We start from the raw sequence: 26,708 nt of genomic DNA on the forward strand, positions 1-26,708 counted from the left end.
CCCTCGGGGCCGGGGGCGGAAGCCGTAGTAGTTTTCACACACCGCTAACAGTGCTTCTGCCCTTTTTTATCCTTCTACCTTAAAATGTCCGAAGTATTGCAGAAAAACAGGCCTAAAACGGCGTCTGTCTTTTCTCTAGCAGTAAGAGTAGCCTTCGCTCAGACCATGCCGCTTACCCGTGCCCGTTACCCTTTAAAGTTCTATTAAAAAGGGCGCTCTTCCAGATTGGTAATTCCGGAGCAAATATGGAAGGGGGGATTGGCAACCCTAGGGCTCTGCAACTCTGGCGGCAGGGCGGCCGTTTCCAGATCTGCAGGTGCCAGAATTGAGGATTGCAAACCCATCAAAGCTGGCAACGTCATGGCCCTGCCACTCAAACGGGGAAACAAAACCCGCGCAACTAGATGTGGGGCTTCAATAGAAAAAGCATACATGTAGGACTACACGCCTCACCCAGTACATCTCCTTTGGCATTAACCATATTGCACCACAACCCCTTCCACCCTCACCTAAAGACAATATCAACCCAGACACAACCTGCACCGGCGGTTCTAAGTATGCCCTTGCAACAGCTTTCTCACAACAGCCTAAACATCTTGGCCGCTTTTTGCTTATACTTAGAATATGAAGAGTTACCTCTGCGCCATTGGCACGGCCAACCCCCCGCATGCTTACCCTCAGCTACAGATTGCTGATTTCATGGCGCAGGCGCTCCAGCTGGAGGAGCAGGAGACCAGAAAACTGAAAGCCCTTTACCGCGTCTCTGGCATTGAACAGCGCCACACCGTGCTGCCAGACTACGGCAGAGAGAACGGCAACTATGACTTCTACCCCAATACCCCGGGGCTGGAGCCTTTCCCCACGGTGGGGCAGCGCATGCAGGTGTTTCAGGAGACGGCGCTTCCGCTCTCAGTGGCCGCGGCGCAGGACTGCCTGCGCCAACTGCCCCAGGTCCCTGTTGACAGTATCACCCATTTGATCACCGTAAGCTGCACCGGCATGTACGCCCCGGGGCTGGACATTGAACTGGTGCAGGCGCTGGGGCTGTCTGCGCAGGTACAGCGCACGTGCGTCTATTTCATGGGCTGCTACGCCGCGTTTAACGCCCTAAAAGCCGCCGATGCCATTTGCCGCGCAGATGCCCACGCCCGCGTGCTCATTGTCTGCACTGAACTCTGCACCCTGCACTTTCAGAAGCGCCCTGAAAGCGACCATCTGGTCTCCAACGCCCTGTTTGCTGATGGCTCTGCCGCCGTGCTGGTGAGCGCGCAGCCGCTGTCTGACCTCACGCTCCGGGTAGAGGCGTTTCACTGTGACCTGGCCCCCTCTGGCCAGAAAGAGATGGCATGGCATATCAATGATTTCGGGTTTGAGATGACGCTCTCTTCGTATGTGCCCGCCCTGATCAAACAGGGCATTGGGCAGCTCACGCAAAAGCTGCTGCAGAAACTCAACCTCAGCCTGGAGGAGGTGCCCCATTTTGCCATTCACCCCGGCGGAAGGAAGATTCTGGAAGTGATAGAGCACGCGCTCCACCTGACCAGAGAAGACAACCGCCACGCCTATGCCGTACTCCGCCAGTTCGGCAACATGTCTTCGGCCACGGTGCTGTTTGTGCTCAAGAGCCTCTGGCAGGAGCTGCAGCCCCAGCAGCAGAACGAGCCCATTCTCAGTTTTGCCTTCGGCCCCGGCCTTACCTTAGAATCTATGTTACTCACCGTGCACCATGTTTAGGGAGCGTTCTACCCAGCCAAACAGATAATTAAAATGGTGAAAAAATTCCCCTTTTTCCTAGTAGTTTCAATACCCTTGGATAGTTCCTAAAATATTTAATCCTGATAGTGAATAAATAATTATGCCAATCTGACGTAAGATAGCTTACGTCTTATGCTTTTCAACAGCAAGGCTTCAAAATAGAATTCTATGCCTTAGCTCTAGCTTTGGAAAGGCCGTGTAACATCTTTAGAATCAATTCCCAAAGGTGTTCATATGGTATTATCTCCGTTTCAGCATAGGCATCACCAGGAGTGGGGATACGCTGCAGTTTTTGATACAGGTAATAACTTTTCTTGGAAGTCTCCCAGGGGTCAAAATCTGTTCTCACCATCACTCCTAATAACCGGAAGAAAGTGCGGCTCCTGTCACTGAAACTATCTTTAAAGTGATTATGGGCATATTTTTTTAAAGCCTCCATCCGGTACTCAAGAGTTTCTATTTCATGTTTCTCCAAATAATACATCACCTGGAGAATGAGAATGGCAACATTAAACCCTTCTTTATCTTTACTATAGCTAGGTGCATTCTGTACAAGTTCCTGTAGTTTAAACGGCTTTTTCTTTAATGGATCAACAAAGTGGACATATGCTTCAAACAAATACCACCTTTCCTGAGCCATTTTATTGATTTTATTGAAGAAAGGATTGCTTAGAATTTTTTCCAGCAGATAATGAGCTTCTGTATAACGTTTAGAGTGAAGCGCCAGAAGCAGATAATTTTCCATAAAGGCAAACCAGTTGTTACTAGAAGGGTTAAAAGCTTCTTCGTATGATTTGGCTAATTGCAAACCTTTTTCTAATTTCTTTGCCCTTAAGTGCGCATATACTTGTATATATTTATTAAACCGATGATCAAAGCGTTGTGGATGTATTTTTTCAGTTTTTAACAGATCCTCAGAATTGTCACTAAGTTCTACAATACTCTGGAAATTTCCTTTCAGTTCCTGGGCCCAAATAGATAGCCTATAATAATTGTCAAACGTATCATAAGTTTGTGCATTGATCCAAAGGGAATGCATTTCCTCCAAAATGACATCAATTCTATCTAGATACTTCTTTCGGGCAGCCACAGAAGAATTTAATTCTAAAGTAGATTCCAAAATTAATTTTTCAGATTCCTGATCCGCCAACATACAAGCACTGATTTTCTTTAACTGTGATGATGCTTTAGCAAATTCTTTCTTTTTACCTAAATTAACATAGATATGCAACAAGGATCTAAGTGCCAGGTAAGCCACATCATTAAAACTATATTCTTCTGAGGTGCCTAATACTTGTTTTAGCAACGGAAGAGCAACTTCATAAGCACCTGAGTTGACTAAAATCCTAGCTTGATATAATTTTGCAAAACACTCCTGTTCTACCGCGTGAGACGCTTTAAAACTTTGGCCCTGAAATTCAAGGAAGAAAAGCTGGTTTAAAAGCTTTTTTCTGAGCCTGGACTTAACCATTTTCAATCCACTGGCCGAAGGTGAATCAGGATATAAATACTTCAATGCCTCACTTTCAGAGGATACAAGACCCTTTATCAATGCGTCAAAGAGGAGCCATTCTTTGGTAGGTTTTTGCCGTTTAAAATCAACCAAAGAATCTTCGGCAATACCTCTTTTATGAATAATTTGGGCTAACTTCTTTAATTCTTCCATTATAACATTTCATGACCCTTCTCAGTATCTAACTGTTGCACAGAAACAAATTGTGTTTGTACCTTGTGCCGCTAAAGCTATGAATCTTTTTTTCTAGCGTTTTGTTACCTACAAAGTAAATTTTGCGAATATTTAATCTAATAACAAACTAACTAAGGGCTTTTTAGGCTTTTTCCTTCATTTTATTATAATATTTAAATATATAATACTAGTTACGTATTAGAGCATAGTTTCCTTTTCTTTGGCTCCTCTACCCACCATCTTTGTACTATACAAAAACATAAAACGCCATGATAGAATTAATACTTGCTCTGCTCCTTCAGCTTTCCACCCTTGCTTCTGGAAACAATTCTAACACTACAGCTACAAGCCAATCAACAAGCAGTGCCTCTGCTACTACTCTAAGTTCCACCAGCACCACTACTTCTTCTACTACTAGTGGCTCTTCTAATGATGCTGGCACTACAAATTATGGCGGTGTTGGTAACTGGGATACAAAAGACTAATTAAAAAAGAAATGGTACCCCCACCATTTCTTTTTATTCTTCACATACGGTAGCAACCTAAGGGTTATTGAGTCAAGTTTAGTAATATTGGGAGGGTCTTCACCAGAACCGCCCCCTTATGAGAAAACTTGCCTTTTATACCTCGTGGTTGCTTTTGTATTTTGTAACCTCCTGCGGAAACTCTACTAACAACAACCCAGCCGTAAGAATAAGATTGGCACAGGACCCTGAGTCGCTGCATCCCATTAACTACGCAAATGCCTATTCGTTGCAACTCTTAAACCTTATATATCAGAGTCTGCTAACGGTTAATCTAAAAGATCATTCTGCCCAACCTCTATTAGTTGAGGCTCTTCCTACCGTAGAGGTTCAAGACTCTCTCTCTTACTTCAGATTTAAAATCAGACCTGAAGCTAAATGGGATAACGGCAATCCTGTCACGGGCCTTGATGTGGCGTTTTCTCTGAAAGTGCTACAGAGCCCTGCGTTAGAAAATGACAGGTGGCGGGCACAATATCATTTTATAAAAGATATAAAAGTAGATCAGCAGGACCCTCATTCCTTCACCATCATCTGCTCTGGGTATGCTCCCGAGATGCGAATAATGGTGGGGGATTTTTTTGTTCTTCCTCAATATAGGTTTGATCCTCAAAATATTCTCACCTCCTTTTCATTGCCGTTCATAAGAGACCGTTTTGATTCTCTGGCGCGCACAACCACTTTTAAATCTTTTTCTAACGCCTTACAAAACCCTACCTTGAGCCGGGATACAGCCGGGGTAAAAGGAAGCGGGCCTTATAAACTCATAAGCTGGTCAAGCGGGCAACACGTATTACTCCAAAGGAAAAATAATTGGTGGGGCGATCAGGTAAACCCTATTCCCACTCCCCTTATAGCCAGACCTGACCAGCTACTATTTCAAATTATTCCTGATGACGCCGCTGCAACCTTGGCTTTGAAAGCTGGCCAGTTAGACTTAATGGACAATATCCCTCTTGTTGCTTACCAGGAAATGAAACGGGACAGAGACATGAAAGAGAAAATACAGTTTTTCTCGCCTGCTACCTATGACCTGGTTTTTTTAGGAATGAACGGGGCCTCTCCTGTTCTTGAAGACAAAAAAACAAGAAGGGCCATTGCCCACCTCTTTGACATACCTCAAATAATAAAAACTCTTCAAGGGGGGTATGCAACGGCTACAATAGGAGTTGTACACCCCACTGTGAACGCTTTCTACCATCATCAGTTACAACCAATACCTTATAATACCTCTAAAGCGGTACAGCTTCTAAAAGCTGCAGGCTGGAAAAAAAAGCCTTCTGGATGGACAAAGCATAAAGGTGGGCGTGAAATAAAACTTGCGCTGGAATTAATACACCGGGCAGGGAATTCTGACTTTGAGAATATGGGACTACTGCTGCAACAAGCCGCTCGGTCTATTGGCGTACCTATTTCCATAGGCACTTTAGAAAGCAGCCAAATTAGCGAAAGGTTAAACCAAGGTAATTTTCAGTTGTATTTCAGAACCTTAACCACAAGCCCCTTTTCCTATAACTTACTGCCTCTGCTTCATACCTCCAGCGCAAAAGAGGGGGGCGCGAATGTCACTCATTTCGGGAATAAGGAGACAGACCGTCTATTGGAGAGAATTGCAAAAACAGAAAGCCCCGCTGAACAAGGAGAACTTCTAAAACAACTCCAAGAGCGCATGCAGGAAGAAAGCAATTTTGTCTTCCTCTATTTCCTGCAGAATAAAATTGCCATCTCAAAAAGAATAGACTCAGTGGTAGTGTCCAGTATTAAACCTAACTATGACCTCAGTAAGTTAATCATCAAGAAGGAGTAGCAAATGGTCTGGAGTACGTTTTTCCGGAAATCACTAAGCTTACCATTTTCTTTATGGGCAATGGCCACCGTCATTTTCTTACTGAGCAGGATAATTCCCAATATCTATACTCCTGCGGGAATGACAGAGGCAGATACGACCATTTATGGCACAACCAATGGAGATGTCAGGGCAAAGGTGATTCAGGAGTACCGGCAAAGAATGGGGCTTGATCTCCCGGTTTTCTATTTCACTATTTCACCTACAGCAGTAGGCACAGTATTAAATCAGTATTCTAAGGAAACGCTGGAGGAGCAACCCTGGCTTTCACAATACATAAAATGGTACAACAAGGAAACGGTTGGTGAATTCTTGAAGTCCTGGAGAGAATGGAACTCAACTGAAAAAACATTTGGAAAGGAAGCGCTGCTACAGGCGAGAGCAGCTTTGTTAGGACATTCAGAAAGTCAAAGTTCAGAAAGTAAGAAGTTTTATGGATTACGTTTTGAGCATGTTTTAGCAAAAACAGGCCATAAACAGCCTTATCCCTCATTACGTAACTTAAAAAATTCCTGGTCCAAAATGGTTGCCAGTAAGGCAGCTTTCAGTGGATTAATTCCTGTCTTCCATTGGCATGGAGCCAATTCCCAATACCACCGCTGGCTCACAGGGCTTTTGATCGGAAACCTGGGTACATCTGTCAAGGATTTCAGACCAGTGCAGGAGAAACTGACGGAGGCACTGAAAACGACCATCCCCATTAGCTTTTTTGGTTTATTTCTGGCAGGTTTTCTATCCTATGCCACCGGAGTACTGCTTACGCTCTACGCGGAGAGCTTTGGCAGCAAGTTCCTCAAAGCAGTCCTGTATCTGTTAGATTCCATTCCTGCCTTTCTTCTGACCTTGGTTCTTTTTGCCGCTTTTGTTCTAGCAGGAGGCACTCTTTCTTCCCCAGTGATGGCCGCTTCTGAATCTCTGTGGGCATCTTTTTTTACTAACAGCACCTTATTGTTGGCTGGTGTCAGTATAGCACTTATTCTGATACCGCATCTCTCTATCCAAATCTACCAAAGCTTTTCCCAGGAGATGTCAAAGCCTTACCTCTTAACTGCCAAAGCAAAAGGTGTAAATAAGATTAAAATGATCAATCGCCACGCCTGGCCCAATGCCTTGATGCCTGTTATAACCTTACTGAGTGAAGTTGTCATTGGCCTTTTGGCAGGTGTTCTTATTGTAGAAATCACTTTTTCGTTGCCTGGAATTGGAAGCCTATTGACGCACTCAGTTTTGAATAGAGATTATCCGGTTTTAATAGGTGTGACCCTCTTTCTTCTAGCGTTTAGAACAGTGGTTGTGTGGCTAACCGATGTGGCGCATAGTTGGGCTGACCCAAGAGTACGGTAAAAATGGATCTAAAAGCCTCCTTACTTCCCTTTAAGAAAGGGAGATATATCCCCCAGACTATATGGGCTCTGTTGTGGCAATTCGCGTTTTTTATAATTGCATGCCTCGCTTATATTTTTGATGAGGACAGTGTCACCTCTAACCTACAGGAGACTTATTTACCACCTTTTGTTTCTAATGCCCATGTATTGGGTACAGATCATTTAGGCAGGGATGTCCTTTCTAGCCTTTTACTTAGCTGTAAGACAGCCTGGTGGCTGACCTTTCCGCCTCTTCTGTTGGCGAACATACTTGGGGTATCGCTAGGGGCAGCCGCCGCCACACTAGGCAATCACCATCTAAAATGTACAATTGCCTCGCTGGTAAGGTGGTTTTTATTTTCCTTTCTGGTCTGGTACAGCTGGGAGCTGCAACGGCAGCAATTGCTATCACCCTTACTGTCTGCAGAATTCTCTAATTACAGTTTTCTGCTGTCCCTGTTAGTGTCTTGGGTGCTGTCTTATGTACTTTACAAAATCCTTTTGCTGCTTCCTTTGTTCCGAAAGAAGAGTACGATTCCCGTTGACTCATGCTTTCAGAAGATCTCTGACCTGTGGTCAACCTTGCCTAAGCTTCTGCTTATTGTATTACTATCTGTTTTTGCCGCCCCTTCTTTGGCTTCAATGGTAGTTTGGATTAGCCTTTCGTATTGGGTCTATCCGGGTAGACTCACCAGAACGGCCTTACTTTCTCTCCGGCAGGAACCTTATATAGAAGCGGCCATAGCGTTAGGCACCCCACCATTACCACTTTTTAGAAGGCACCTGTGGCCAACTTTGAAAGGTTCATTGCTCGTCAATTTCTGTTTTACGGCCTCCGGTCTACTAGGGGTTGGCGCCACTCTTTCCTTTCTTGGCATTGGCCTGCCTTCGGCTGTTCCCTCATGGGGAAAAATGCTCTCAGTGGCCCGTTTATCACTGGAGGCGTGGTGGCTTTTTGCATTTCCGGCTGTATTCCTGCTCCTCAGTGTCTTGTCTTTACAAGTGATTGGCAGCAGACTTTCTTTCAAAAGAAGGGACTAATTTTGTTACAAATCTCACTTTGTTAGTCTACATTTTAAATTTACCATATCCTAAAGGTTCAATATTCGACTAATAAAAGCCTTTTTAAGCCCTTCATGATCAATTCTACCTTATTTTTTCCTTGTTACGTTAAGCCACAAAGTTTCCTATTTTTTCATCACCATCTGCCGTAATATTGTATCAACAATAAAGACAAAGAAGATGAAGGTACAGCAACAAAGCCTGCCCACTAGTTTGGGCAGTCAGTACCAGCCAGCCATGAGTTATAATTTAATAAGCCATCCTGGCGGACAAACTACCTTTTGCACGCCACAACAGGTAGAAGATTCATCATTGGCTTGGTCAACTACCTATGTAGACTTTATGCCATCTGAATTTGTTGGCGGATTTAAGACAGAGAGCTTTTTCATAAGCACCTATGATTTTGAATCCCTTACCGGTCACCCCGGAATTAGATATTGATATTTGGTTGTCTTCCGTAGCCCCCCATGCGGAAGTTAGTTTACTTGTTTTAGTTTTTTGTTGTTTGTCTGTCTGCCTGCCGACTTGTCACCGGCAGGCATTTTTTTTTGATAGCTCCCGCTTCTTTTAAGTGTCTCAAGCAAATGGGGCTCTGATTAAATCAGCTTCTGCGAGGACCTGTTCAAACCTCTTCCTTGCTGGTTCCTGACAAAAATATAATCCCGTACTTTGCTAAGCTAAAAGGAAGCTTCAATCATAGACAAGAAGAGGGGCTACCAGGTAGATTCAACAACTACAGCGCCTACCTACTTCACATGTAATTCACTTCTTCCAAAAACTAAAACTCATGGTACATGTGTCTGACAATGCCCAATTGTGCGATAGCGGGAATACCCTCTGATTCTATTATTTGGAATTAATTATTGCCCGCTTTATAACCTTCAAGCTGCTGCTGGAACGCTGTTTTGGAGCTGTTTTCCTGAAAACAGGCCAAAAACAGAACTAGTGGTTTGATAGGTAAATTTGAAATCAGGTAGTGGCAGCAGATAGTATTACTGGCGAAGAAGGGATCTATGCTCAATGACTCCTGAGCTCACGTGTGGTAACCGTATTAGGGCTAGAGAGACAGAACTTAAGAAGGTCTTATATCATCTCTGGCGCAAGCCTCTCTTTTACCTATGGGTGTGGTAACTTTCTGTTTTCGGGCTGTTTTTCAAAAAGTAGCCCAGAAACAGAATTACAGGCAAAGCCTTCGCTGGCTATCTTTTGATAAAGCTGAACATGAGACTCTATATAGCATCAAAAAAACTAAAGGCAAAAAAAGAAGTCCCTCCAGTTTAAAACTGAAGGGACTTCTTTTTAAATGGAGCGGAGAGGGAGGGATTCGAACCCTCGATACCGTTACCAGTATACACACTTTCCAGGCGTGCTCGTTCGACCACTCTGACACCTCTCCGTGTTCACCTGTTTGGGAATGCGAAATAACGCAGAATAGATTTCTTTTACAAATAATAAAGCAAAATTGAGGCTACTTTCTCGCCTTCATTTCTCCCCGCAGGTTCTGCTGCAGTAATTGAGCTGTTTTTTCTACACTTACATTTTGAGCCAGTACAAACATGAGCTTTGTGAGGGCAGCCTCTGTGCTGATATCGGCGCCGCCAATCACACCCATATCTTTCAGGTACTTGCTGGTTTCATATTCTCCTTGCCTCACCTCCCCTTCCTCACACTGGGAAACATTTAAAATAGTGATGCCACGGTGCACAGCGTCTTTCAGCAAATCTAAAAACCAGGGGTAGGTAGGGGCATTTCCGGCACCAAACGTCTCCAATACAAGTCCTTTCAAGCCCTCAGAATTAAGGATAGCCTTCACAATGGCGGGAGTGATTCCTGGGAAAAGCTTCAAAACACCCACTCTGCTCTCTAAATCACCGTAAACGCGCAAGGGTTCTGCCGGGGGCGGCAGAATCATAGAGGGATTGAACTCTATATCAATGCCCGCCTGCGCCAACGGCGGATATTTACCGGAGTGAAAAGCATTGAAATGACGGCTTTCCACCTTCGTAGACCGGTTGCCACGCAATAAAACTGTGTTGAAGAAAATACAGACCTCTGGCACCAAAGGCCTCCCCATGCGCTGGGCTGAGGCAATCTCTAAGGCCGTTATCAAGTTACGGCGGGCATCAGTCCGCATTCTGCCAATAGGCACCTGGGCACCGGTGAAGATGACCGGTTTCCCCAGGTTCTCCAACAGAAAGCTAAGGGCAGAGGCACTGTAAGCCATGGTGTCAGTGCCGTGCAGAATAACGAACCCGTCATACTCATGGTAGTTCACCTGGATAAGCTGCGCCAGTTTCACCCAGTGCTCCACCCCCACATTAGAGGAGTCAATGGGTGGGTCAAGGCTTAACACGGTCAGCATCACTTTGAACTGCCGCATCTCAGGCACCCGGTGTATCACTTCACTGAAATCAAACGGCACCAGCGATTCATCCTGCTTGTCAGAAACCATCCCGATGGTCCCTCCGGTATAGATGAGCAAGATAGAGGCCTCTGGGTGGCGGGGGGCGGCCGTGTTTATGTCAACCTTTAAAAACTTCATTGTCTCAGGCAAATAAGTCTAGCGCATTGGCCGTAGTTGCCGTTGCCACCTCTTCTACTGTCATTGATTTGATTTCTGCTATGCGCTGGGCCACGTAGGGCAGGTAGGCCGGTTCATTTCGTTTGCCACGCCTGGGCACCGGTGCCAGATACGGGCTGTCGGTTTCCAGCACCAGGTGTTTCAGGTCAATTTGCTGTAACACCGGCTCCAGTCCGCCATTCTTAAACGTACTCACCCCGCCAATCCCGAGCAGGAAATTTACCCCCAGCACAGCCTGTGCCTCTTCTACCGTGCCTGAGAAGCAGTGAAAAATACCTCTCAGGGTGCCGTCTTGCTGCTCCTGCACAATTTCTAAGGTCTCTTGAAAGGCGTCTCTGGTGTGCAGAATGATGGGGCGCTGGTATTTCTTAGCCCAGCCACACTGCACCCGCAACGCCTCCCGCTGCTGGTCAAGTAATGATTTATCCCAGTAAAGGTCCAGGCCCGCCTCCCCTATTCCCTTAAAACTGCGGGTTTCCAGCCATTTTTCTATCACTGCCAGGTCTTTTTCAAACTCCTGCTTCACATAACACGGGTGCAGCCCTATCATGGCATGGCACCACGCATGCTTTTCCTCTACCTGCAACATGGCGTCAATGGAAGCCACATTAATATTGGGCATATAAACTTGTGTCACCTGGGCCGCTTGTGCCCGCTGCAGCATCTCCTCCCGGTCTTCATCAAACTCTGGGGAGAAGACATGGGCGTGTGTATCTATAAAGGTCATTTACTTCAATAACGAACGTGCTGTTTTTGGCCTGTTTTTCAGAAAACAGCTCAGAAACAGCAAAGATAATGCATTCTACCGGCAGAAGGTTAATATTGTCTGCCCTTCCATCTGATCTTGGTAGGAAGGAAGAAGTAAACAATTAAAACCAGCGAGGTAAAGAGCAGGTACAGCTCCAGGAGAAACAGATCCCTCCCCTGAACCTTCCAATGCACCCGCTGGCAACAGAAAGATACAAAAACCGACTGCAGCAGAAGCTTTGCTGCAAAGACACCCCCCCAGACGGCCCAACCCGCATGCAGGAAGAAAGGGACCCACACGGGATAATACGAGGAGTGAAAAATGAAGAGCAGCAGCATGTACCAGGGCAGTTTTACAGAACCCCGCATCCAGCGCCGCCGCTGGTTAAAAAAGTCATTCAGGTTTCCAATCGGTTTAGAAAGGGCTAGCGCCGAGGGGCTGTAAACATGGGCGGTCTGGAAACCGGCCGCGGTTATTTCCTTGTGCAGTTGCACATCTTCTGTAATAGAGAAAGGGATTCCCTCAAAACCACCTACCTGTTCATAGGCCTCCCGGGTCACCAGCATGTTATTCCCCATGGTAGAAACAGAGACGCCCCTGTCTGCCACCACCTGCATCAGCCCCAGATTATAGAGCCAGTCAAGTGCCTGAAGCCGCTCAAAGAGGGAATGGCCCTTAGTGGTGGTGATTCCCGTCACTATGCCTGTGGTAGGGGTAAGCCGTTGCAAAAGCGTATGCACCCACTGCGGCGGCACCTCAATGTCTGCATCAGTAATGAAAAAGAACTCAGAGGTAGCTCTTTTTGCCAACTGGGCCAACACATTGGCCTTTCCTTTGGTACCGGCCATGTCATAGGAGATGGGAACACAGGTGACGTACGGTTTGCCCAGGCTGTACTGCTCTACCAGAGAACGGGTGTTGTCTTGGGAGCGGTCATCGCCTACCAGTACTTCCAGCTTATCTTTGGGGTAAGCCAGCCGGTCAATGGCGGCCAGGCAGGTTAAGATATGCTCCTGTTCATTTCTGGCAGCAATCAGAATACTTACTGGGGGGAATTCTTGCGCGGCAGAGCTTTCTGGGGGTGCCCTGAAGACCCAGAGCAGCAGCAACAGCAGAAAAACAAAAAGGTACAGCGTTAGAAAGCCAATAGAAAACAGCATCTGCTACAGGGTTTTGAACGAGTAGCCCAGTGAGGTGAAGTGCTGCAGCAAGCGGGGCAATACATACCGCAGATTCTTTTCTGCTTTCAGGCTATCATGCATCACTACTATAGAACCCGGCTTGATGGAGGCAATTGACCTGCTAAGGCATTCTTCTGCCGGCAAGGACGCGTCAAAATCATAGGTAAGGCTGCTCCACATCACCACTTGGTACTCAGGTTGAAGCTTACGCAGATGCGCGAAGGTGAGTTGGCCGTGGGGCGGCCTGAAGAGCTTCTCTGCTGCCGGGGCCCCTGCCCTTTCAAGGGCCTGTTGGCATTGCTGCACCTCCTGGCCATACGTCTCCACCCGGTTCTTCCAGGCCTGCACATGATGATATGTGTGGTTTCCCACCCTGTGACCCGCAGCCAGTACTCTTTTTGCTATCTCAGGATACCGCTCCACATTGTCGCCCACCCAAAAAAAAGTGGCTTTTGCGTGATATTGGTCCAGCTGCCCCAGCACAAAGTCTGTCACCTCTGGAATGGGGCCATCATCAAAGGTGAGAAAAATGACCTTTTCCTGCACAGATTTCTTCCACCAGATCCTTGGGAAAAGCCACCTCAACAATGCCGGAGTCTGGTGAAACCTCATTTCTTAGTTGTTGTTGTCTCTCAATCTGCTACAGAAGCACTACGCCGTTCGGCATCCTGTTTTCGGGCTGTTTTTCTGAAAACAGCGAAAACAGGAAAGCAAAGAATGAATTATTTAAACCGACATGAAAGGAGCGTGATGTCATCATGGAACGAGTTGCCGCTGTTGTAGGCATTAATCTCCTGCAGCAACTGGGTATGGATGTTGCGGGAACTTACAAAGCGGCAGCATTGCAGAAACTTGATGGTATTCTCTACGCCAAACTCATCCTCCTCCTGGTTAAAAACCTCGGTCAGGCCGTCTGTGTAGCAAAAGACGAATGACTGCGGCGGCACAGGCACTTTGGTCACCTTCAAAAATGGGAGAACGTCAAAAATGCCCAGCATGGTACACCCTTCCTCCAACAGCTGATACGTGTTGTTTTCATAAAGAAGAATAGAGGCGTTGTGCCCGGCATTCACATAACTCAGCTCACGGGTGGTTCGGTTGTAAATGCCCAGAAAGCAGGTGATGAATTTCTCTGCCACCGCATTGCGGTAGATGAGGTCATTCAGCTCAGAGACAATGGTGTCCAGGTTGGTGGTTTGCCGTAAAATGGTACGCAGGCCGGCCTGGAAGTTAGACATCAACAACGAGGCAGGCACTCCCTTGCCAGAAACATCTGCCACACAGAAAAGAAACTGGTCTTTGTCAATGGGGATGTAGTCATAGTAATCTCCGCCTATAGAAGAATGCGGAATATAGGTGGCATGTACAGAAACCTGCTGGTTGTTGGGCAGCGACTTGGGGAACAGCATGTTCTGCACTTCGCGCGCAATCTCCACTTCTTTTCTCACTGCTTCCTGGGCCAACCGCTGCCTTTCCAGCCTTCGGTTCTCCATGGCCACCAGAATGATGTTGCTCAGCGTCTGTACAAAGCTCAGGGCCCCCAGGGTGGTATAATAGGCATGCACGTTCCCAATCATCACAAAGGCCAGTATCCTGCTATTGTGTATAATGGGTATGACGGTTTCAAAGTCATGCCACCGGCGGTCAATGTTGAGTTTTGACAGAGACGTGATTTCCCGCAGCTCTGCTATCTCCTGCGGAAGCGCAAGTTCCCTGAAGTTGTAGTCTGTGCCAAAACAGACCTTGCACTCCCATTGCTCGTCTAGCAGAAACAGCGAGAGGCGCCGTATGTTCAACTGGGCCAGCAGGGTGAAATGGTAAATCTTATAAAGAGCTTCTTCAGGCAGATTGTTATTGATAGCCTTTGTGATCTCCAGCAGAGCCGCCAATTCCAGCTTCTTCAGGTTCAACTCTTGCTCTACTGTGGGGAACTTCAATTCTGACATTGACAACTGCCGTTTTCTTGAATTTATCTTATCTGGGTGCTATAGCAAATCAAAAGGCAATTTAACTAAAAGACCCGGGATTGCTAAGAGTACTCACCTTCATCTGAAACACCTGAACTAAAAAAAAGTTATCTGATCAACCGCCCCTGCAGGAAAGGCCTGCCCTAAGTGTTTATTTTTGTTTAAATTTTTAGGCTGAACGGGCAAACAGGAAGGTTCTTAAAGTTATCTCATAAATGCCTGATCAGGGAGAAAGGTTCTGCGCAGGCAGGAACTTCTCTCTGTTTTTGGCTTGTTTTCCTGAAAGTAGGCTAAAAACAGAAAAACATGTTTCAAACCTTCTGCTTATGAAAGGCTACGTTTTACCAGGTCAGAGCCAGGGAGCAGCCAGCGGCAAGCAAAAAGAGAACTGATTCCTGCCGGGCATTGCCATCGCCAAGGCAATTAACAGCTGTTATAAAGTATTGTGCGAAAGCAGGCCCGCTTTGGTGGCTAAGAAAAAATACCGGTGCCCCTCTACCTCAAAATGTCCGGGGTCATACGGTACCTCTGTGTCCTGGTCTGGGAACAGGCACTTAACGTAATTCATACTGATGAGCCCTCTTAGCGCCTCCCGGAGTTCCCCCTCTGGCATCTCCAGCTTTTGCTGAAGTTCCTGAAAGGAAGTCACAAAGTAAAGCTCGTCTAAAATATCAAATTCCTGATCTGTCATGATGATTCGTGTTCACGCCCCTTCCACCGGTACCTTCCCTTTAAGCCAGATAAGGCGGTATACAGCACATACGGCACATAAACTACCTGTAGCAAAGGGATGAGCGAAAATAGCCTGTTTTTCTGAAAGAAGGGCAAAACTGAACTGAAAAGAAGCAGGTCTGGCCCCAGTTTCACTAGCAAGCAAAGGGCAAAAAACCACCAGCTCCAAATGTTTGCCACGGCCATAAAGAAGGCGAACCAAAGAAGTAGGTTGGCTCCCGCCACTAAGACTGCCAACACTTTAGGCCCCCACGCTTCATAGTGCTGCCACTTGCTGGCCCACCGTACCCGCTGGTGAATAAATTGGCTCAGGCGGGAGGCGGGGGCGGTTTTCACAACTGCATTTTCCGCTTTTAAAAAAACAGCCCGCTTTGGGTACTTCTGCTGTATTTTGTGGAGCAGGAATTCGTCATCGCCTGAAGGCACGTGTTCATTCCCCTTAAAACCATTCACTCCGTAAAAAGCGTCTTTTTCATACGCCAGGTTGGCCCCGTTGCACATGGTGGGCCTGCCCATCTGCAGGGTGGCAGCCCCTACTCCTATCAACGCTGAAAACTCCAGCGCCTGTAAATTCTGAAAGAGATTCTGGCAGGGTGACAATGCTACCGGGCCGCAGATGATCTTAGGGTTCTCCCGCTGCTTTAATTGGTTAAGCAGCGCCAGCCAGGAAGGGTGTAGCCTGCAATCGCCGTCAGTACAAGCAATCCACTCGCCTTTCGCTGCTTTGATTCCCGCCTCCACGGCGCCCTTTTTCTGCCTGACTCCCGGAAAAGAGGCCAGGTTCAGGACTGAAAGCCTCAATTGTGTCTGCTGCTGAAACTGCTCTACCTGCCGTACAGTGTCATCTTCTGAATGGTCATCTACTACAATTACCTCAAAAGCTGATGCCGGATACTGCTGCCGTTCCAGATCTCCCAGGAGCTGTACAATATGGGTGGCCTCGTTTCTAACCGGAATAATGACAGAGAAGAAAACTGTGGGCACGTCCTGCCCCGTTTCCACTGTAGGGATTCTCCGCCAACTGATCCAGCAAACCACCAGGCACACGCCATACGCCAGTACCACCAGCAAAGACAGTAGTTGCAGAATCAACGGGTTCTGAAAAATTTAAGAGGTAACACAAAAACCAACCCTATGACACTGGGCAAGGCTATATTGAGCGCCCACAGAGATAGGCTGGCCCCTAATACCAGCATTGTATCTTGCCCCATCAGTCCAAAAAAATGCATGGCACTGAGTTCACGCATCCCAATGTCTGCCAAGGCGTTGATAGAGGGCACCAGCGACTTCATCAGAAACGTTCCGGCAACTCCCCAAATGTACTGCTCCATGCTAAGTTGTACCCCAAATGCCCACAACAACGCCACAAACTGGGTCATGAAAACCAGGTACCTCACCAGTGACAGCCAAAGCACCTGCACCAGCTCTTGCGCAGAATACTGCCCCACCACGGCAAAATAATGCACCCACCGCCTCAGGTATGGCACACGGTCCAGCAGAGAGACCGCCCATTTGAAACTGAACAGCAGGGCTAGCGCCCAGCTGTTCGCCATCAGTAACCCCAGGGCAATAGACAACCCCAGCGGCGAGGCCAACGGCAGGTAATATTGGTAAATAAAATATGCCAGCGCAGCAGAACCAATGAAAACAGTGGCAAATAACTGGCAAAGCCTTCCCAGCAGAATGGCCCCTATGGCATCTGCCCGGTTCTGTTGTTGCATGGTGAGAATGCGGCCGGCATAGTCGCCCACGCGGTTGGGGGTGATAAAGCCGAGCGTAAGCCCCACCAGCACCGCCCGGTACGCCTTCAGAAAGGAGATTCTTTCAATTTTTGAGGAGAGATACTGCCATTTATATGCTTCGGCGCCCCAGTTGACCGGCAGGAGCCCTGCCGCCAGCAGCACCGCCGGCCAGCCCCGGTGCCAAACCAGCTGTAAGGTCTGAACAGAAAACGCCGTGTTGGTGCTGGCATCGTGCACAGCCTGACGCAGATAGTAAAGGGTTAAGGCAAATACGAACAATTTTCCCACCCACACCAAGATGCGTCTGGATAACCGGATGTTGCCGGATTGTTCGTAATTTTGCACTTTATGATTCATTCAACTGCGCCGCTTCCTAATAACAAATTAATTCTAGGGGTAGACCCGGGTACCAACGTGATGGGCTATGGCCTCATTGAGGTGAGCGGTTCTAAAATTACTGTGCTCCAGTACGGAGTTTTACACCTCAAGAGTTACACAAACCACGCCCTTAAGCTCAAGAAGATATTTGACGCCACTTTACGGCTCATCACCGAATACCTGCCTGATGAAATGGCCATTGAAGCACCCTTCTACGGCAGTAACGTACAGTCTATGCTAAAGTTGGGGCGGGCGCAGGGGGTTGCCATTGCCGCCGCCCTCTCCCGCGACATCCCGTACGTGGAATATGCGCCAAAGAAAATAAAACAATCAGTGACCGGCAACGGCAATGCCTCAAAAGAACAAGTGGCCGCCATGCTGCTCCAGATCCTGAAAATTAAAGAAGCCCCCAAGTTCCTTGATGCCACAGATGCGCTGGCCGTGGCCCTTTGCCACCATTATACCCAGGGCGGAAACCAAAAAGCCGGCGCTAAATCCTGGAAAGCCTTCCTAACCGAGAATCCTGACCGTTTGTCCAAGTAACTGCACAGGGTAGCGCGCCAGGGAGTATTCTTTACTGGGGGCGCAGGTTTAATTTAGTTTTACGAGGCAAAATGCGTCTGGGTGGGGTTCTGCCTATGCGGTTGCAGAGCCACGTATTCCGGCGGCGAAGGCAACCTAAGGGGGAGAGAAAGGTTCAACTTCTGGCCTTTTACAGAGGGCATCATTTGCATAAACCTCCTCTAACAACCAACCTTCTTATGGCCGCTGTCCCCTCTAAAACAAGTTTTCCTGTTTTCGCTGTTTTTGAGAAAACAGCCCGAAAACAGGAATAACCACCAATATCAGCAGGCGGGAGTTTTATAGCTCCTGTCTGATGCGCTGGGCAATTTCCTCCATTTGCGCGGCTTCAAACTTCTGTTTCGGGTTACCGAAGTTCATATCTGCCACCTGGTTGATGGGCACCAGGTGAATATGGGCATGCGGTACTTCTAAACCTACTACTGCCACGCCTACCTTTTTGCAAGGAATTGCCTTACCCACTGCCAGTGCCACTTTCTGCGCAAACTTGTGCAGGTCGGCCAAGGTCTCCGGGGCCAGGTCAAAAATATAGTCAACCGGCTCTTTGGGGATTACCAGCGTGTGGCCTTCCACCAGAGGGAACACGTCCAGAAACGCCAGAAAACGATCATCTTCCAGAATCTTGTAGGCACTGATGTCGCCTCTTATGATCTTAGAGAAAATGGTCTCCATGGCTTAGCGGGAAATATCCAGAACCTCAAAGCGTAACTTACCGGCAGGCACGGTGATCTCAGCCACTTCTCCTACTGATTTCCCCAGCAGGCCTTTGCCAATGGGTGATTTGACTGAAATCTTACCGGCGGCCAGGTTCGCCTCCTCTTCGGCTACCAGGGTGTAGACCACCTCCATGTTATTGTTCAGGTTTTTGAGCTTTACTTTTGAGAGAATCAGCGCCTTAGACAGGTCCAGGTTTGACTCATCAATGATACGGGCATTGCCAATCACCTCCTCCAGTTTTGAAATTTTCAGCTCCAAATGGCCCTGGGCATCTTTGGCGGCGTCATATTCGGCGTTCTCACTCAAGTCACCTTTGTCACGTGCCTCAGCCAGCTGATGCGCCACTGCCGAACGGCCTTTTGTCTTCAGTTCATGTAACTCGTCTTTGAGCTTCTGCAGTCCTTCTGGGGTGTAGTAAGATACTGATGCCATAGTTTTTTATGGGTTAGTACAATGAATAAAAAAGAAGAACGGCCTTCCGTTTGGAGACCGTTCTTATGCTAAGGTAGTACATTTTTTCAGAACCAACAGCAAAGCCGCCAATATTTTGAAGGCAGAGGGTGGCTCTGAGGCTGCTGGTTCCATTCCCATAATTCCTGTTTTTAAGCTGTTTTCTTGAAAACACGTCAAAAACAGAACCCTTTTTTTACCACCTATATATTTAATGGCTATCTTTGTTCTACTACCTATGTCTGAATCAACTGAACCATTCATAAAGCTGGCCGCCATAGACATTGGCTCTAACGCGGTGAGATGCCAGATTTCCAACGTCTTCAAGTTTGAGCACCACACCCTGTTTAAGCGGGTGGAGTACATTCGCTACCCCATGCGCCTGGGCGAAGATGTGTTTGCCACCGGCATCATCTCCAAGCCCAAAGCAGAGAAATTCATCACGTTTCTCAACGCCCTAAAACTACTGATGCAGGTACATGAGGTGCATGATTTCATGATCTGTGCCACCTCCGCCATGCGCTCTGCCCAGAACGCGCCAGACATCATTGCCGAAGTACAGCGGCGGCTGGGGTTACAGATTCAGGTGATTGACGGCACCACCGAGGCTGATTTGATTAACATGGTCATCAGGCAGCAGCTGGATGACCGCAACTACCTGCACATTGATGTTGGTGGCGGCAGCACTGAGTTCAACATCTATGTAAACCGGCTCAAAGTGGCGTCGCGCTCGTTTGAGCAAGGCTCCATCCGGCACATGCAGGGAGACGATTCACAGGAGATGTGGCTGGCCATGCAGAACTGGGTCACTGAGAATGCCAAGCTGCACCACGTCACCAGAGCCATAGGCACCGGCGGAAACATCAACAAGATTTATGACATGGCCCGTAAGTCTGTGGGCAAACCCATTTTCAGGAAACAGATTGAAGAAGTAGTGGAGCAGATTGCCTGCCTCTCTATGGAGGAACGGGTAAAAGTGCTGCTGCTGAACGCAGACCGCGCCGATGTGATTGTTCCCGCCGCAGAGATCTATCTTTCGGCAATGAAATGGGCACACGTTGAAAGCATGCTGGTCCCGCAGGTGGGGTTGAAAGACGGCATTCTGCAGATGTTGTTTGAACGCCACCAGGGTACCACCCAGCACCTGTTCAGGTCTGAGTAATCAAACCCGTTTTTGGGCTGTTTTTGGAAAAACAGCCCAAAAACAGCAATCCCTCCTGCGTAGACCGCAGGAGGGATTGCTGTTTTTAGAGCATCTTAACAGGTAGCTTATGCGCTGCAAACGGGCCTCAAAAAAACCTGACCTCACACCAGAGAGCCGCTTTGCTGCTCTAATAACGGGATAGAAAAATTTTGCGCCCCTTGTTCGCCTGCAAAAGCAAAATGTAAACCAGCGCTTAGGAGTGAGTGCGCGGGTTAGTAAGATTGCTTTAGAAACAACTATCAAAAAAGATTCACCTCTTCCCTCATTTCCAGGTCTACCTTGTAGAACTCACGGTGAATGTTGAACGAGGCCTCCCCCTCGGCAGGCTGACGCTTGATATAGGACCCGTCTTCGCGCATAATGTACGCATTCTGGTTGTCCATGAGGTTGTAGCGCAGAATATTGATGGCCTGCCGCTTGAGCTCATCATTTACAATATGGAACAGGGCCTCAATACGGCGTTCAAAACTCCGCACCATGATATCGGCGCTGCCGCCCAGCACTGTGGGGTTCCCGTTGTTGTGGAAGTAGAAAAGGCGCGCATGCTCCAGGTATTCCCCCACAATAGAGCTCACCTGAATATTCTCACTTAGCCCTTCCCGCCCCGGACGCAAACAGCAGATGCCGCGCACTATCAGCCGTATCTGCACCCCGGCCTGGGAGGCGTTGTAAAACTCGTCCATCACCTCTTTGTCTTCCAGGGAGTTGATCTTGATCACAATACCGGCCGGCAGCCCCTGGGCGGCATTGTGGGTTTCCCTCCTGATCAGTTCTATGAGCTGCTGGCGCATGTCTTTGGGCGCTGTGATCAGGTATTCATAGTTCTCCGGATATGAATGGCCGGTGATAACGTTGAAAAACTCAGACACGTCATGGGCATACACCTCATCTGTGGTCAGCAGGCTGATATCTGTGTACTGGCGGCTGGTCTGCTCATTGTAGTTCCCGCTGCCAATGTGAATATAGCGCGTCACCTTCTCCCCTTCCTTCCGGATGATCATCATCATCTTGGTGTGGGTTTTGTACTTGCTGATGCCGTAAATCACAAAGCAGCCCGCCTTCTCCAGCTTCTCCCCCTCCTTGATGTTGCGCTCCTCGTCAAACCGGGCCTTCACCTCAAAGAGGGCAGAGACGTGCTTCCCGTTTTCAGCGGCCTTGAGCAGGGCGGCTGTTACGCGGGAATTATCTGCTAACCGGTAAATAGTCTGCTTAATGCCCAACACATAGGGATCCTCAGCGGCTTTCTCCAGCAGGCTTACAATAGGTTCCATGCTGTTGTACGGGTGGTGCAGCAGCACGTCATGGTCTTTGAGGAACTCAAACAGGTTCTCACTTGCCCCGCGCGGAAGACTGGGGGATGGCACCGGCGCGGGAGATTTTTTGATCTTGTTGCTGAACTGCGGGTGTTTGATGATCTGCCAAAGCCCTTTGAAATCCAGCAGCTGGTCAACAGAGAACACATTGGCATTGTCAATTGACCAGCGTTCCTTCAGGATCTTCATCATGTACCCAGACGGTGCCTGCTCTGTCTCCAGGCGCACCACCCGCCCCTTTTTACGGGTCTTGAGCTTCTGCTTCACCTCCTGCACAAAGTCCTGGTCCATGTCATCGCTTTCCTCCAGGGTGAAATCTCCGTTTCGGGTAATCCTGAAGAGGTTCACTGAGTCAATCTCCACGTTCCGGAACAGCTTACCCATGTTGTGCCTGATCACTTCTTCAATGGGCACAAAGATGATCTTGTTCTTGCGCTGGATCTCATAGAACCGGGAAAGGTTGTTTGGGATCTGCACAAACGTAATGCGGCTCTGCTGCTTGGTCTCCTCAGTGGTTCTGGTCACCACGCCAAAGATGAGCAGCTGGTTCATCATCAGCGGGAAACCGTGGTAGCTGTCATACACCATGGGGGTGAGCAGCGGGTACACCGTGTGCATGAAGAAAGCCTCTGCTTTAGACTGCTCTGACTCTGTGAGCTCCCCCACCTTGCAGATATTGAAGCCCTGCTTCTCAAACTCCGGCCGCAGCTCCTCATAGGTCTGGTACTGGTCAGAGACAAACTTATGGGCAAAATCTAACAGCTTCTTCCGGAACGGCAGTTCCCGCAGCCCGGAGTAGTCAATGCGCTCCTTGCCGTAATCAATGTAGTTGTACAGGCTGCCCACCCTGATCATGAAGAACTCATCTGCATTTGACGCCGTAATGGCCAGAAACTTTAGCCGCTCAAACAGAGGCGTAGCGGGGTTGCGTACCAGGTCCAGAACCCGGTAGTTGAACCTTAGCCAGCTCAGGTCACGGCTTATGTAATTACTTCTCCGGATTTGCTCCGATGCCTTGATGGTAGTGTTATTCATAGGAGATGCTCAACCTCAACGGGGATATTCTCACCTACTGGATATCCCCTTGCTAAGTTAACAGCTTTTTGTTGCCTGCCACAACTCAAAACAGAAAAGCCTGCGTCCTGCAGGCCTTTCTGTTAATGGTTTCTACTTACTAACGGTGCACATGGGTATCTGTTTTAGCCCTGTTTTAGGAAAAACAGCCCGAAAACGGAAAACAGCCAGTGTTACTTATTTTGCCTTACACGTCAACTTTGCGTATTTGGCGTTGCGTTCAATAAAGTCACGGCGGGGCGCTACCTCATCACCCATCAGCATGGAGAACAAGTGGTCTGCCTCAGCCGCCGACTCTACCGATACTCTTTTTAAGCTGCGGGTATCTGGGCGCATGGTGGTTTCCCAAAGCTGCTCAGGGTTCATCTCCCCAAGACCTTTGTAGCGCTGTACGCCCACGCTCTCGTCTTTCCCTTTGCCCAGTTCGGCAATGGCCTCTACACGGTCCTGCTCTGTCCAGCAGTAACGCTCTTCCTTGCCTTTCTTCACCAGATACAGCGGCGGCAATGCAATATAGATATAGCCGTTGTCAATCAGATCGCGCATGTACCGGAAGAAGAACGTCAGAATTAAGGTCCTGATGTGAGAACCGTCCACGTCAGCATCTGTCATGATAATGACTTTGTGGTAGCGCAGCTTGGTCATGTTCAATGCCTTGTCATCTTCCGGAGTCCCAAAGCTCACCCCCAGGGCGGTGATCATGTTCTTGATCTCCTCGTTCTCATAGATGCGGTGCTCCTGCGCCTTCTCTACGTTCAGGATTTTTCCGCGCAGCGGAAGAATGGCCTGGAACTTGCGGTCGCGGCCCTGCTTGGCTGAGCCACCGGCTGAGTCACCCTCTACCAGATACAGCTCACAGTTCTCAGGATCACTGTCAGAGCAGTCGGCCAGCTTACCGGGCAAACCGGAACCGCCCATCACGTTCTTACGCTGCACCATCTCGCGGGCCTTACGGGCCGCCAGGCGCGCCTGCGCCGCCAGGATCACCTTCTGGATGATGATCTTGGCTTCTTTGGGGTTTTCTTCCAGGAACTGGTTCAGGATTTCCCCCACCACGGTGTCCACGGCGCCCATCACGTCTGAGTTTCCCAGCTTGGTTTTGGTCTGGCCCTCAAACTGCGGCTCCTGCACCTTCACAGAAATAACCGCGGTCAGCCCCTCCCTGAAGTCGTCTCCCTGAATCTCCACCTTGGCTTTCTCCAGCATGCCAGATCGCTCTGCATAGGCTTTCAGGGTACGGGTAAGCGCGCGGCGGAAACCGGCCACGTGCGTACCGCCTTCATGGGTGTTGATGTTGTTCACGTAAGAGAAGATATTCTCTGTGTAAGACGTGTTGTAGTTCAACGCAATCTCTACCGGAATTCCCCCTTTTTCGCTTTCCACATAAATGGGCGTAGGAATCAGGTTCACCCGGGTTTCCTCCAGATAGGCCACAAACTCCTGCAGACCGCCTTCTGAGTAAAAAGACTCATTGAGAGGGTCACCCGCATCATTCATCTCACGCAGGTCTGTGAGGTTGATTCTGATGCCTTTGTTCAGGAACGCCAGTTCGCGCAAGCGGCTGGCTACGGTTTCGTATTTGTATTCGGTAACCGTAAAGATGCTGGCATCTGGCTGGAAGTGCACCGTGGTACCGGTTTTCTCAGTGGTGCCAATCTCACGCACCGGGTACGCCGGAACCCCAATGTTGTAATGCTGCTCATACATTTTGCCGTTGCGGTGAACCGTTACGTGCAGGTCAGTAGACAGCGCGTTCACGCAGGAAACCCCCACGCCGTGCAGCCCCCCTGAAACCTTGTAAGAGTCTTTGTCAAACTTACCGCCCGCGTGCAGAACCGTCATAACCACCTCCAGCGCCGACCGGCCCTCTTTCTGGTGGAAGTCAACCGGAATACCGCGGCCGTTATCAGAAACTGAAATGGAATTGTCTGTGTGAATGGTGACCGAGATTTCGTCACAATGCCCGGCAAGGGCTTCATCTATGGAGTTGTCTACTACCTCCCAGACCAGGTGGTGCAGACCTTTAATGCCTATATCGCCGATGTACATGGCTGGCCGTTTACGCACTGCCTCCAAGCCTTCAAGCACCTGGATACTGTCTGCGGAATAGGCGGTCATGTTGTTTTGTTCGATGTCACTCATCTAGTTTATTCGGTGGGTTATTAACATACAAAAATACGCATTTTTATCTGCATTTGCCAATGATTTGCCTATTAATATAGCAGAAGCTGAATGATCCTGAGCCCTATTTCTCAGCCCTTCCTTTCCCTGTAGATACCTGTGTTTCTGACTTCCCCGTGCTGTTTCCGGGCTACTTTTTTGATTTCAGGGCAAAACCAGAATAAAAGCGGCCATTGTATAAGTTTAGGTGGGGCAACCTGCGGGGCGTGGGTATTGGAAAGGCAGATGTCTTCCCCCTGCCCTACTCCCCAAGCCCCGGGCATCACCGGCTGCCCTCATAACTTTTTAACAGAAGAATGATTCCCCCAAACATCAGTGCCAAATTCAGAATGGTGGTGAAAATCCGCTCTTTTTAAGCTGAGGCTGGGGGTTATTCCAGAAGTCTCGGGCAAAAAATGGGATTAAACGCGTAAGGTGGCGGGAATATTTTGGCGTTTCGCGGGTTTATTGTTAAGTTTCCACCTCGTAAAATCAATTGCTTCCGGGCATACCGCATTCCATGCGCAAACGCCTCATCGCACCAATCTGTACAAACACTCATGAAGGACGTAATTTTAGGTATTGACATTGGGGGTACCAACACCAAGTTCGGTTTCTTAGACCGTGACGGCATCAGCTTAACCCAGGGCGAGATTTCTACCGCTGAAGGGGAAACCGTGCATGACTTTCTCCGCCTCTTCTACCAGGAGGTGCAGGCCAAATTCAAAAAAATAGAAGACGAGGCGCGTCTTATTGGCGTAGGCGTGGGTGCCCCTAACGGCAACTTCTACACCGGTACCATTGAAAACGCGCCCAACCTGAAGTGGCATGGCTCAGTACCGCTGGTAGAGCTGCTGCAGTCATATTTCAAACTGCCGGTTTTCCTGACCAATGATGCCAATGCAGCCGCCATTGGAGAAATGATCTACGGCGGGGCCAAGAACATGAAGAACTTTGTTGTGGTGACATTGGGCACTGGCCTGGGCAGCGGGATTGTGGTAAACGGAGAACTGGTGTATGGGGCAGACGGCAACGCCGGCGAATTAGGCCATACCCTGGTGAACGTGAAGGGCTCTGGCCGCGTGTGCGGTTGCGGCCGCCGGGGTTGTTTAGAAACCTATGTTTCGGCCACCGGCATCAAGCGCACCGTTTATAAGTTCTTAGCTGATTATACAGATTACAGCGAACTGCGCGGCGTCAGCTTCAATGACCTCACCGCTGAGATGATCACCCAAGCCGCCAAACGTGGTGACAAGATTGCCATTGACTGTTTTGAGTACACAGGCAAGGTGCTAGGCATGAAATTAGCCGATACCGTAGCGCATTTGAGCCCAGAAGCCATCTTCCTGTTTGGCGGACTGGTACGGGCCGAGGAGTTGCTATTTGACCCGGTAAGATACCACCTGGAGAAGAACCTGTTAAGCATCTTCAAAGGAAAAGTAAAAATCCTTCCGTCAGGCCTTGGCCTAAACAATACCGCCGTAATGGGTGCCGCCGCTTTGGCCTGGAAAGAAATGGAACGCTAGTCTTTTCAAACTAATATTTCTGAAGCCCAGTTGTCACTACAACTGGGCTTTCTTTTTTAAGTCAGAAGCTGTTCAGAGTTTTTGAAACCGCGAGGCAATGGCTGCCGGGTAAGGT

General features: G+C 48.6%; 22 protein-coding genes and 1 tRNA gene. 9 read left to right on the forward strand and 14 right to left on the reverse strand.

Annotated features, from left to right (window positions below; translation table 11 throughout):
* The first annotated feature begins 624 nt into the window (after nucleotides 1-624).
* Complete coding sequence (locus A8O25_RS05750) at nucleotides 625-1,734, forward strand: type III polyketide synthase (protein ID WP_066832018.1); 1,110 nt, start codon at nucleotides 625-627, stop codon at nucleotides 1,732-1,734.
* A gap of 187 nt (nucleotides 1,735-1,921) precedes the next feature.
* On the opposite strand, the gene A8O25_RS05755 is transcribed toward A8O25_RS05750, so the two are convergent.
* Nucleotides 1,922-3,421 carry a hypothetical protein gene (locus A8O25_RS05755; protein ID WP_066832020.1) on the reverse strand — a complete coding sequence of 500 codons (1,500 nt, stop codon included), beginning with the start codon at nucleotides 3,419-3,421 and terminating at the stop codon, nucleotides 1,922-1,924.
* A 290-nt stretch (nucleotides 3,422-3,711) separates the two neighbouring features.
* Here A8O25_RS05755 and A8O25_RS22875 point away from each other — a divergent pair, with 290 nt between their 5' ends.
* The 5 genes from A8O25_RS22875 to A8O25_RS22880 all read left to right on the forward strand — a co-directional run bounded on the left by A8O25_RS22875 (nucleotide 3,712) and on the right by A8O25_RS22880 (nucleotide 8,679).
* Nucleotides 3,712-3,927 (forward strand): hypothetical protein, encoded by a 216-nt coding sequence (locus A8O25_RS22875; RefSeq protein ID WP_153042607.1) that lies wholly within the window; start codon nucleotides 3,712-3,714, stop codon nucleotides 3,925-3,927.
* Nucleotides 3,928-4,045: 118 nt separating this feature from the next.
* Nucleotides 4,046-5,773: an ABC transporter substrate-binding protein gene (locus A8O25_RS05760; RefSeq protein ID WP_082893476.1), complete on the forward strand. Its 1,728-nt coding sequence runs from the start codon at nucleotides 4,046-4,048 to the stop codon at nucleotides 5,771-5,773.
* Between the two features lie 60 nt (nucleotides 5,774-5,833).
* A complete protein-coding gene (locus A8O25_RS05765) occupies nucleotides 5,834-7,156 on the forward strand; it encodes an ABC transporter permease (RefSeq protein WP_161947703.1) in 1,323 nt (440 codons plus the stop codon).
* Nucleotides 7,157-7,158: 2 nt separating this feature from the next.
* On the forward strand, nucleotides 7,159-8,217 hold the full coding sequence (locus tag A8O25_RS05770) for an ABC transporter permease (protein WP_066832023.1): 1,059 nt from the start codon (nucleotides 7,159-7,161) through the stop codon (nucleotides 8,215-8,217).
* A 201-nt stretch (nucleotides 8,218-8,418) separates the two neighbouring features.
* A complete protein-coding gene (locus A8O25_RS22880; protein ID WP_153042608.1) occupies nucleotides 8,419-8,679 on the forward strand; it encodes a hypothetical protein in 261 nt (86 codons plus the stop codon).
* A gap of 868 nt (nucleotides 8,680-9,547) precedes the next feature.
* On the opposite strand, the gene A8O25_RS05775 is transcribed toward A8O25_RS22880, so the two are convergent.
* The 9 genes from A8O25_RS05775 to A8O25_RS05815 all read right to left on the reverse strand — a co-directional run bounded on the left by A8O25_RS05775 (nucleotide 9,548) and on the right by A8O25_RS05815 (nucleotide 17,534).
* Nucleotides 9,548-9,634: transfer RNA gene (locus A8O25_RS05775), tRNA-Ser, on the reverse strand.
* A 72-nt stretch (nucleotides 9,635-9,706) separates the two neighbouring features.
* Nucleotides 9,707-10,780 carry an asparaginase gene (locus A8O25_RS05780; protein ID WP_066832025.1) on the reverse strand — a complete coding sequence of 358 codons (1,074 nt, stop codon included), beginning with the start codon at nucleotides 10,778-10,780 and terminating at the stop codon, nucleotides 9,707-9,709.
* A gap of 4 nt (nucleotides 10,781-10,784) precedes the next feature.
* Nucleotides 10,785-11,546 carry a TatD family hydrolase gene (locus A8O25_RS05785; RefSeq protein ID WP_066832027.1) on the reverse strand — a complete coding sequence of 254 codons (762 nt, stop codon included), beginning with the start codon at nucleotides 11,544-11,546 and terminating at the stop codon, nucleotides 10,785-10,787.
* Between the two features lie 89 nt (nucleotides 11,547-11,635).
* On the reverse strand, nucleotides 11,636-12,727 hold the full coding sequence (locus A8O25_RS05790) for a glycosyltransferase (protein WP_082893477.1): 1,092 nt from the start codon (nucleotides 12,725-12,727) through the stop codon (nucleotides 11,636-11,638).
* A gap of 3 nt (nucleotides 12,728-12,730) precedes the next feature.
* On the reverse strand, nucleotides 12,731-13,360 hold the full coding sequence (locus A8O25_RS05795) for a polysaccharide deacetylase family protein (protein ID WP_066832029.1): 630 nt from the start codon (nucleotides 13,358-13,360) through the stop codon (nucleotides 12,731-12,733).
* A gap of 110 nt (nucleotides 13,361-13,470) precedes the next feature.
* Nucleotides 13,471-14,694 carry a PP2C family protein-serine/threonine phosphatase gene (locus A8O25_RS05800; protein WP_066832031.1) on the reverse strand — a complete coding sequence of 408 codons (1,224 nt, stop codon included), beginning with the start codon at nucleotides 14,692-14,694 and terminating at the stop codon, nucleotides 13,471-13,473.
* Between the two features lie 454 nt (nucleotides 14,695-15,148).
* The gene (locus A8O25_RS05805) at nucleotides 15,149-15,406 is read right to left on the reverse strand and encodes a hypothetical protein (protein ID WP_066832033.1); all 258 of its coding nucleotides are present in this window, start codon (nucleotides 15,404-15,406) and stop codon (nucleotides 15,149-15,151) included.
* Entirely contained in the window at nucleotides 15,403-16,539 is a 1,137-nt protein-coding gene (locus tag A8O25_RS05810; protein WP_161947704.1) for a glycosyltransferase, read from the reverse strand. Before A8O25_RS05810 ends, A8O25_RS05805 begins: the two co-directional genes overlap by 4 nt.
* Entirely contained in the window at nucleotides 16,536-17,534 is a 999-nt protein-coding gene (locus tag A8O25_RS05815) for a lysylphosphatidylglycerol synthase transmembrane domain-containing protein (protein WP_161947705.1), read from the reverse strand. The genes A8O25_RS05810 and A8O25_RS05815 overlap by 4 nt, the downstream gene beginning before the upstream one ends.
* Nucleotides 17,535-17,537: 3 nt before the next feature.
* Here A8O25_RS05815 and ruvC point away from each other — a divergent pair, with 3 nt between their 5' ends.
* Nucleotides 17,538-18,110, forward strand: a complete 573-nt coding sequence (ruvC, locus tag A8O25_RS05820; RefSeq protein ID WP_066832036.1) for a crossover junction endodeoxyribonuclease RuvC — start codon at nucleotides 17,538-17,540, stop codon at nucleotides 18,108-18,110.
* Nucleotides 18,111-18,428: 318 nt separating this feature from the next.
* Here ruvC and A8O25_RS05825 read toward each other — a convergent pair whose 3' ends face one another.
* Entirely contained in the window at nucleotides 18,429-18,821 is a 393-nt protein-coding gene (locus A8O25_RS05825) for an HIT family protein (protein WP_066832041.1), read from the reverse strand.
* A 3-nt stretch (nucleotides 18,822-18,824) separates the two neighbouring features.
* Nucleotides 18,825-19,298: a transcription elongation factor GreA gene (gene greA / locus A8O25_RS05830; protein WP_066832043.1), complete on the reverse strand. Its 474-nt coding sequence runs from the start codon at nucleotides 19,296-19,298 to the stop codon at nucleotides 18,825-18,827.
* Nucleotides 19,299-19,554: 256 nt separating this feature from the next.
* Between greA and A8O25_RS05835 the strand changes: the two genes are divergently transcribed.
* Complete coding sequence (locus A8O25_RS05835) at nucleotides 19,555-20,478, forward strand: Ppx/GppA phosphatase family protein (protein ID WP_220483053.1); 924 nt, start codon at nucleotides 19,555-19,557, stop codon at nucleotides 20,476-20,478.
* Nucleotides 20,479-20,759: 281 nt separating this feature from the next.
* Here the strand turns inward: A8O25_RS05835 and ppk1 are convergent, their stop codons facing one another.
* Both ppk1 and gyrB read right to left on the reverse strand, forming a co-directional pair.
* Nucleotides 20,760-22,868, reverse strand: coding sequence for a polyphosphate kinase 1 (gene ppk1, locus A8O25_RS05840; protein ID WP_066832045.1), 2,109 nt, complete (start codon nucleotides 22,866-22,868; stop codon nucleotides 20,760-20,762).
* Between the two features lie 216 nt (nucleotides 22,869-23,084).
* Nucleotides 23,085-25,049: a DNA topoisomerase (ATP-hydrolyzing) subunit B gene (gene gyrB, locus A8O25_RS05845; protein WP_066832047.1), complete on the reverse strand. Its 1,965-nt coding sequence runs from the start codon at nucleotides 25,047-25,049 to the stop codon at nucleotides 23,085-23,087.
* Between the two features lie 578 nt (nucleotides 25,050-25,627).
* On the opposite strand from gyrB, the gene A8O25_RS05855 reads away from it, so the two are divergent.
* Nucleotides 25,628-26,593 carry an ROK family protein gene (locus A8O25_RS05855; protein ID WP_066832051.1) on the forward strand — a complete coding sequence of 322 codons (966 nt, stop codon included), beginning with the start codon at nucleotides 25,628-25,630 and terminating at the stop codon, nucleotides 26,591-26,593.
* The last annotated feature ends 115 nt before the right edge of the window (nucleotides 26,594-26,708 follow it).

The organism is Rufibacter ruber (assembly GCF_001647275.1).
Lineage (GTDB): Bacteria > Bacteroidota > Bacteroidia > Cytophagales > Hymenobacteraceae > Nibribacter > Nibribacter ruber_C.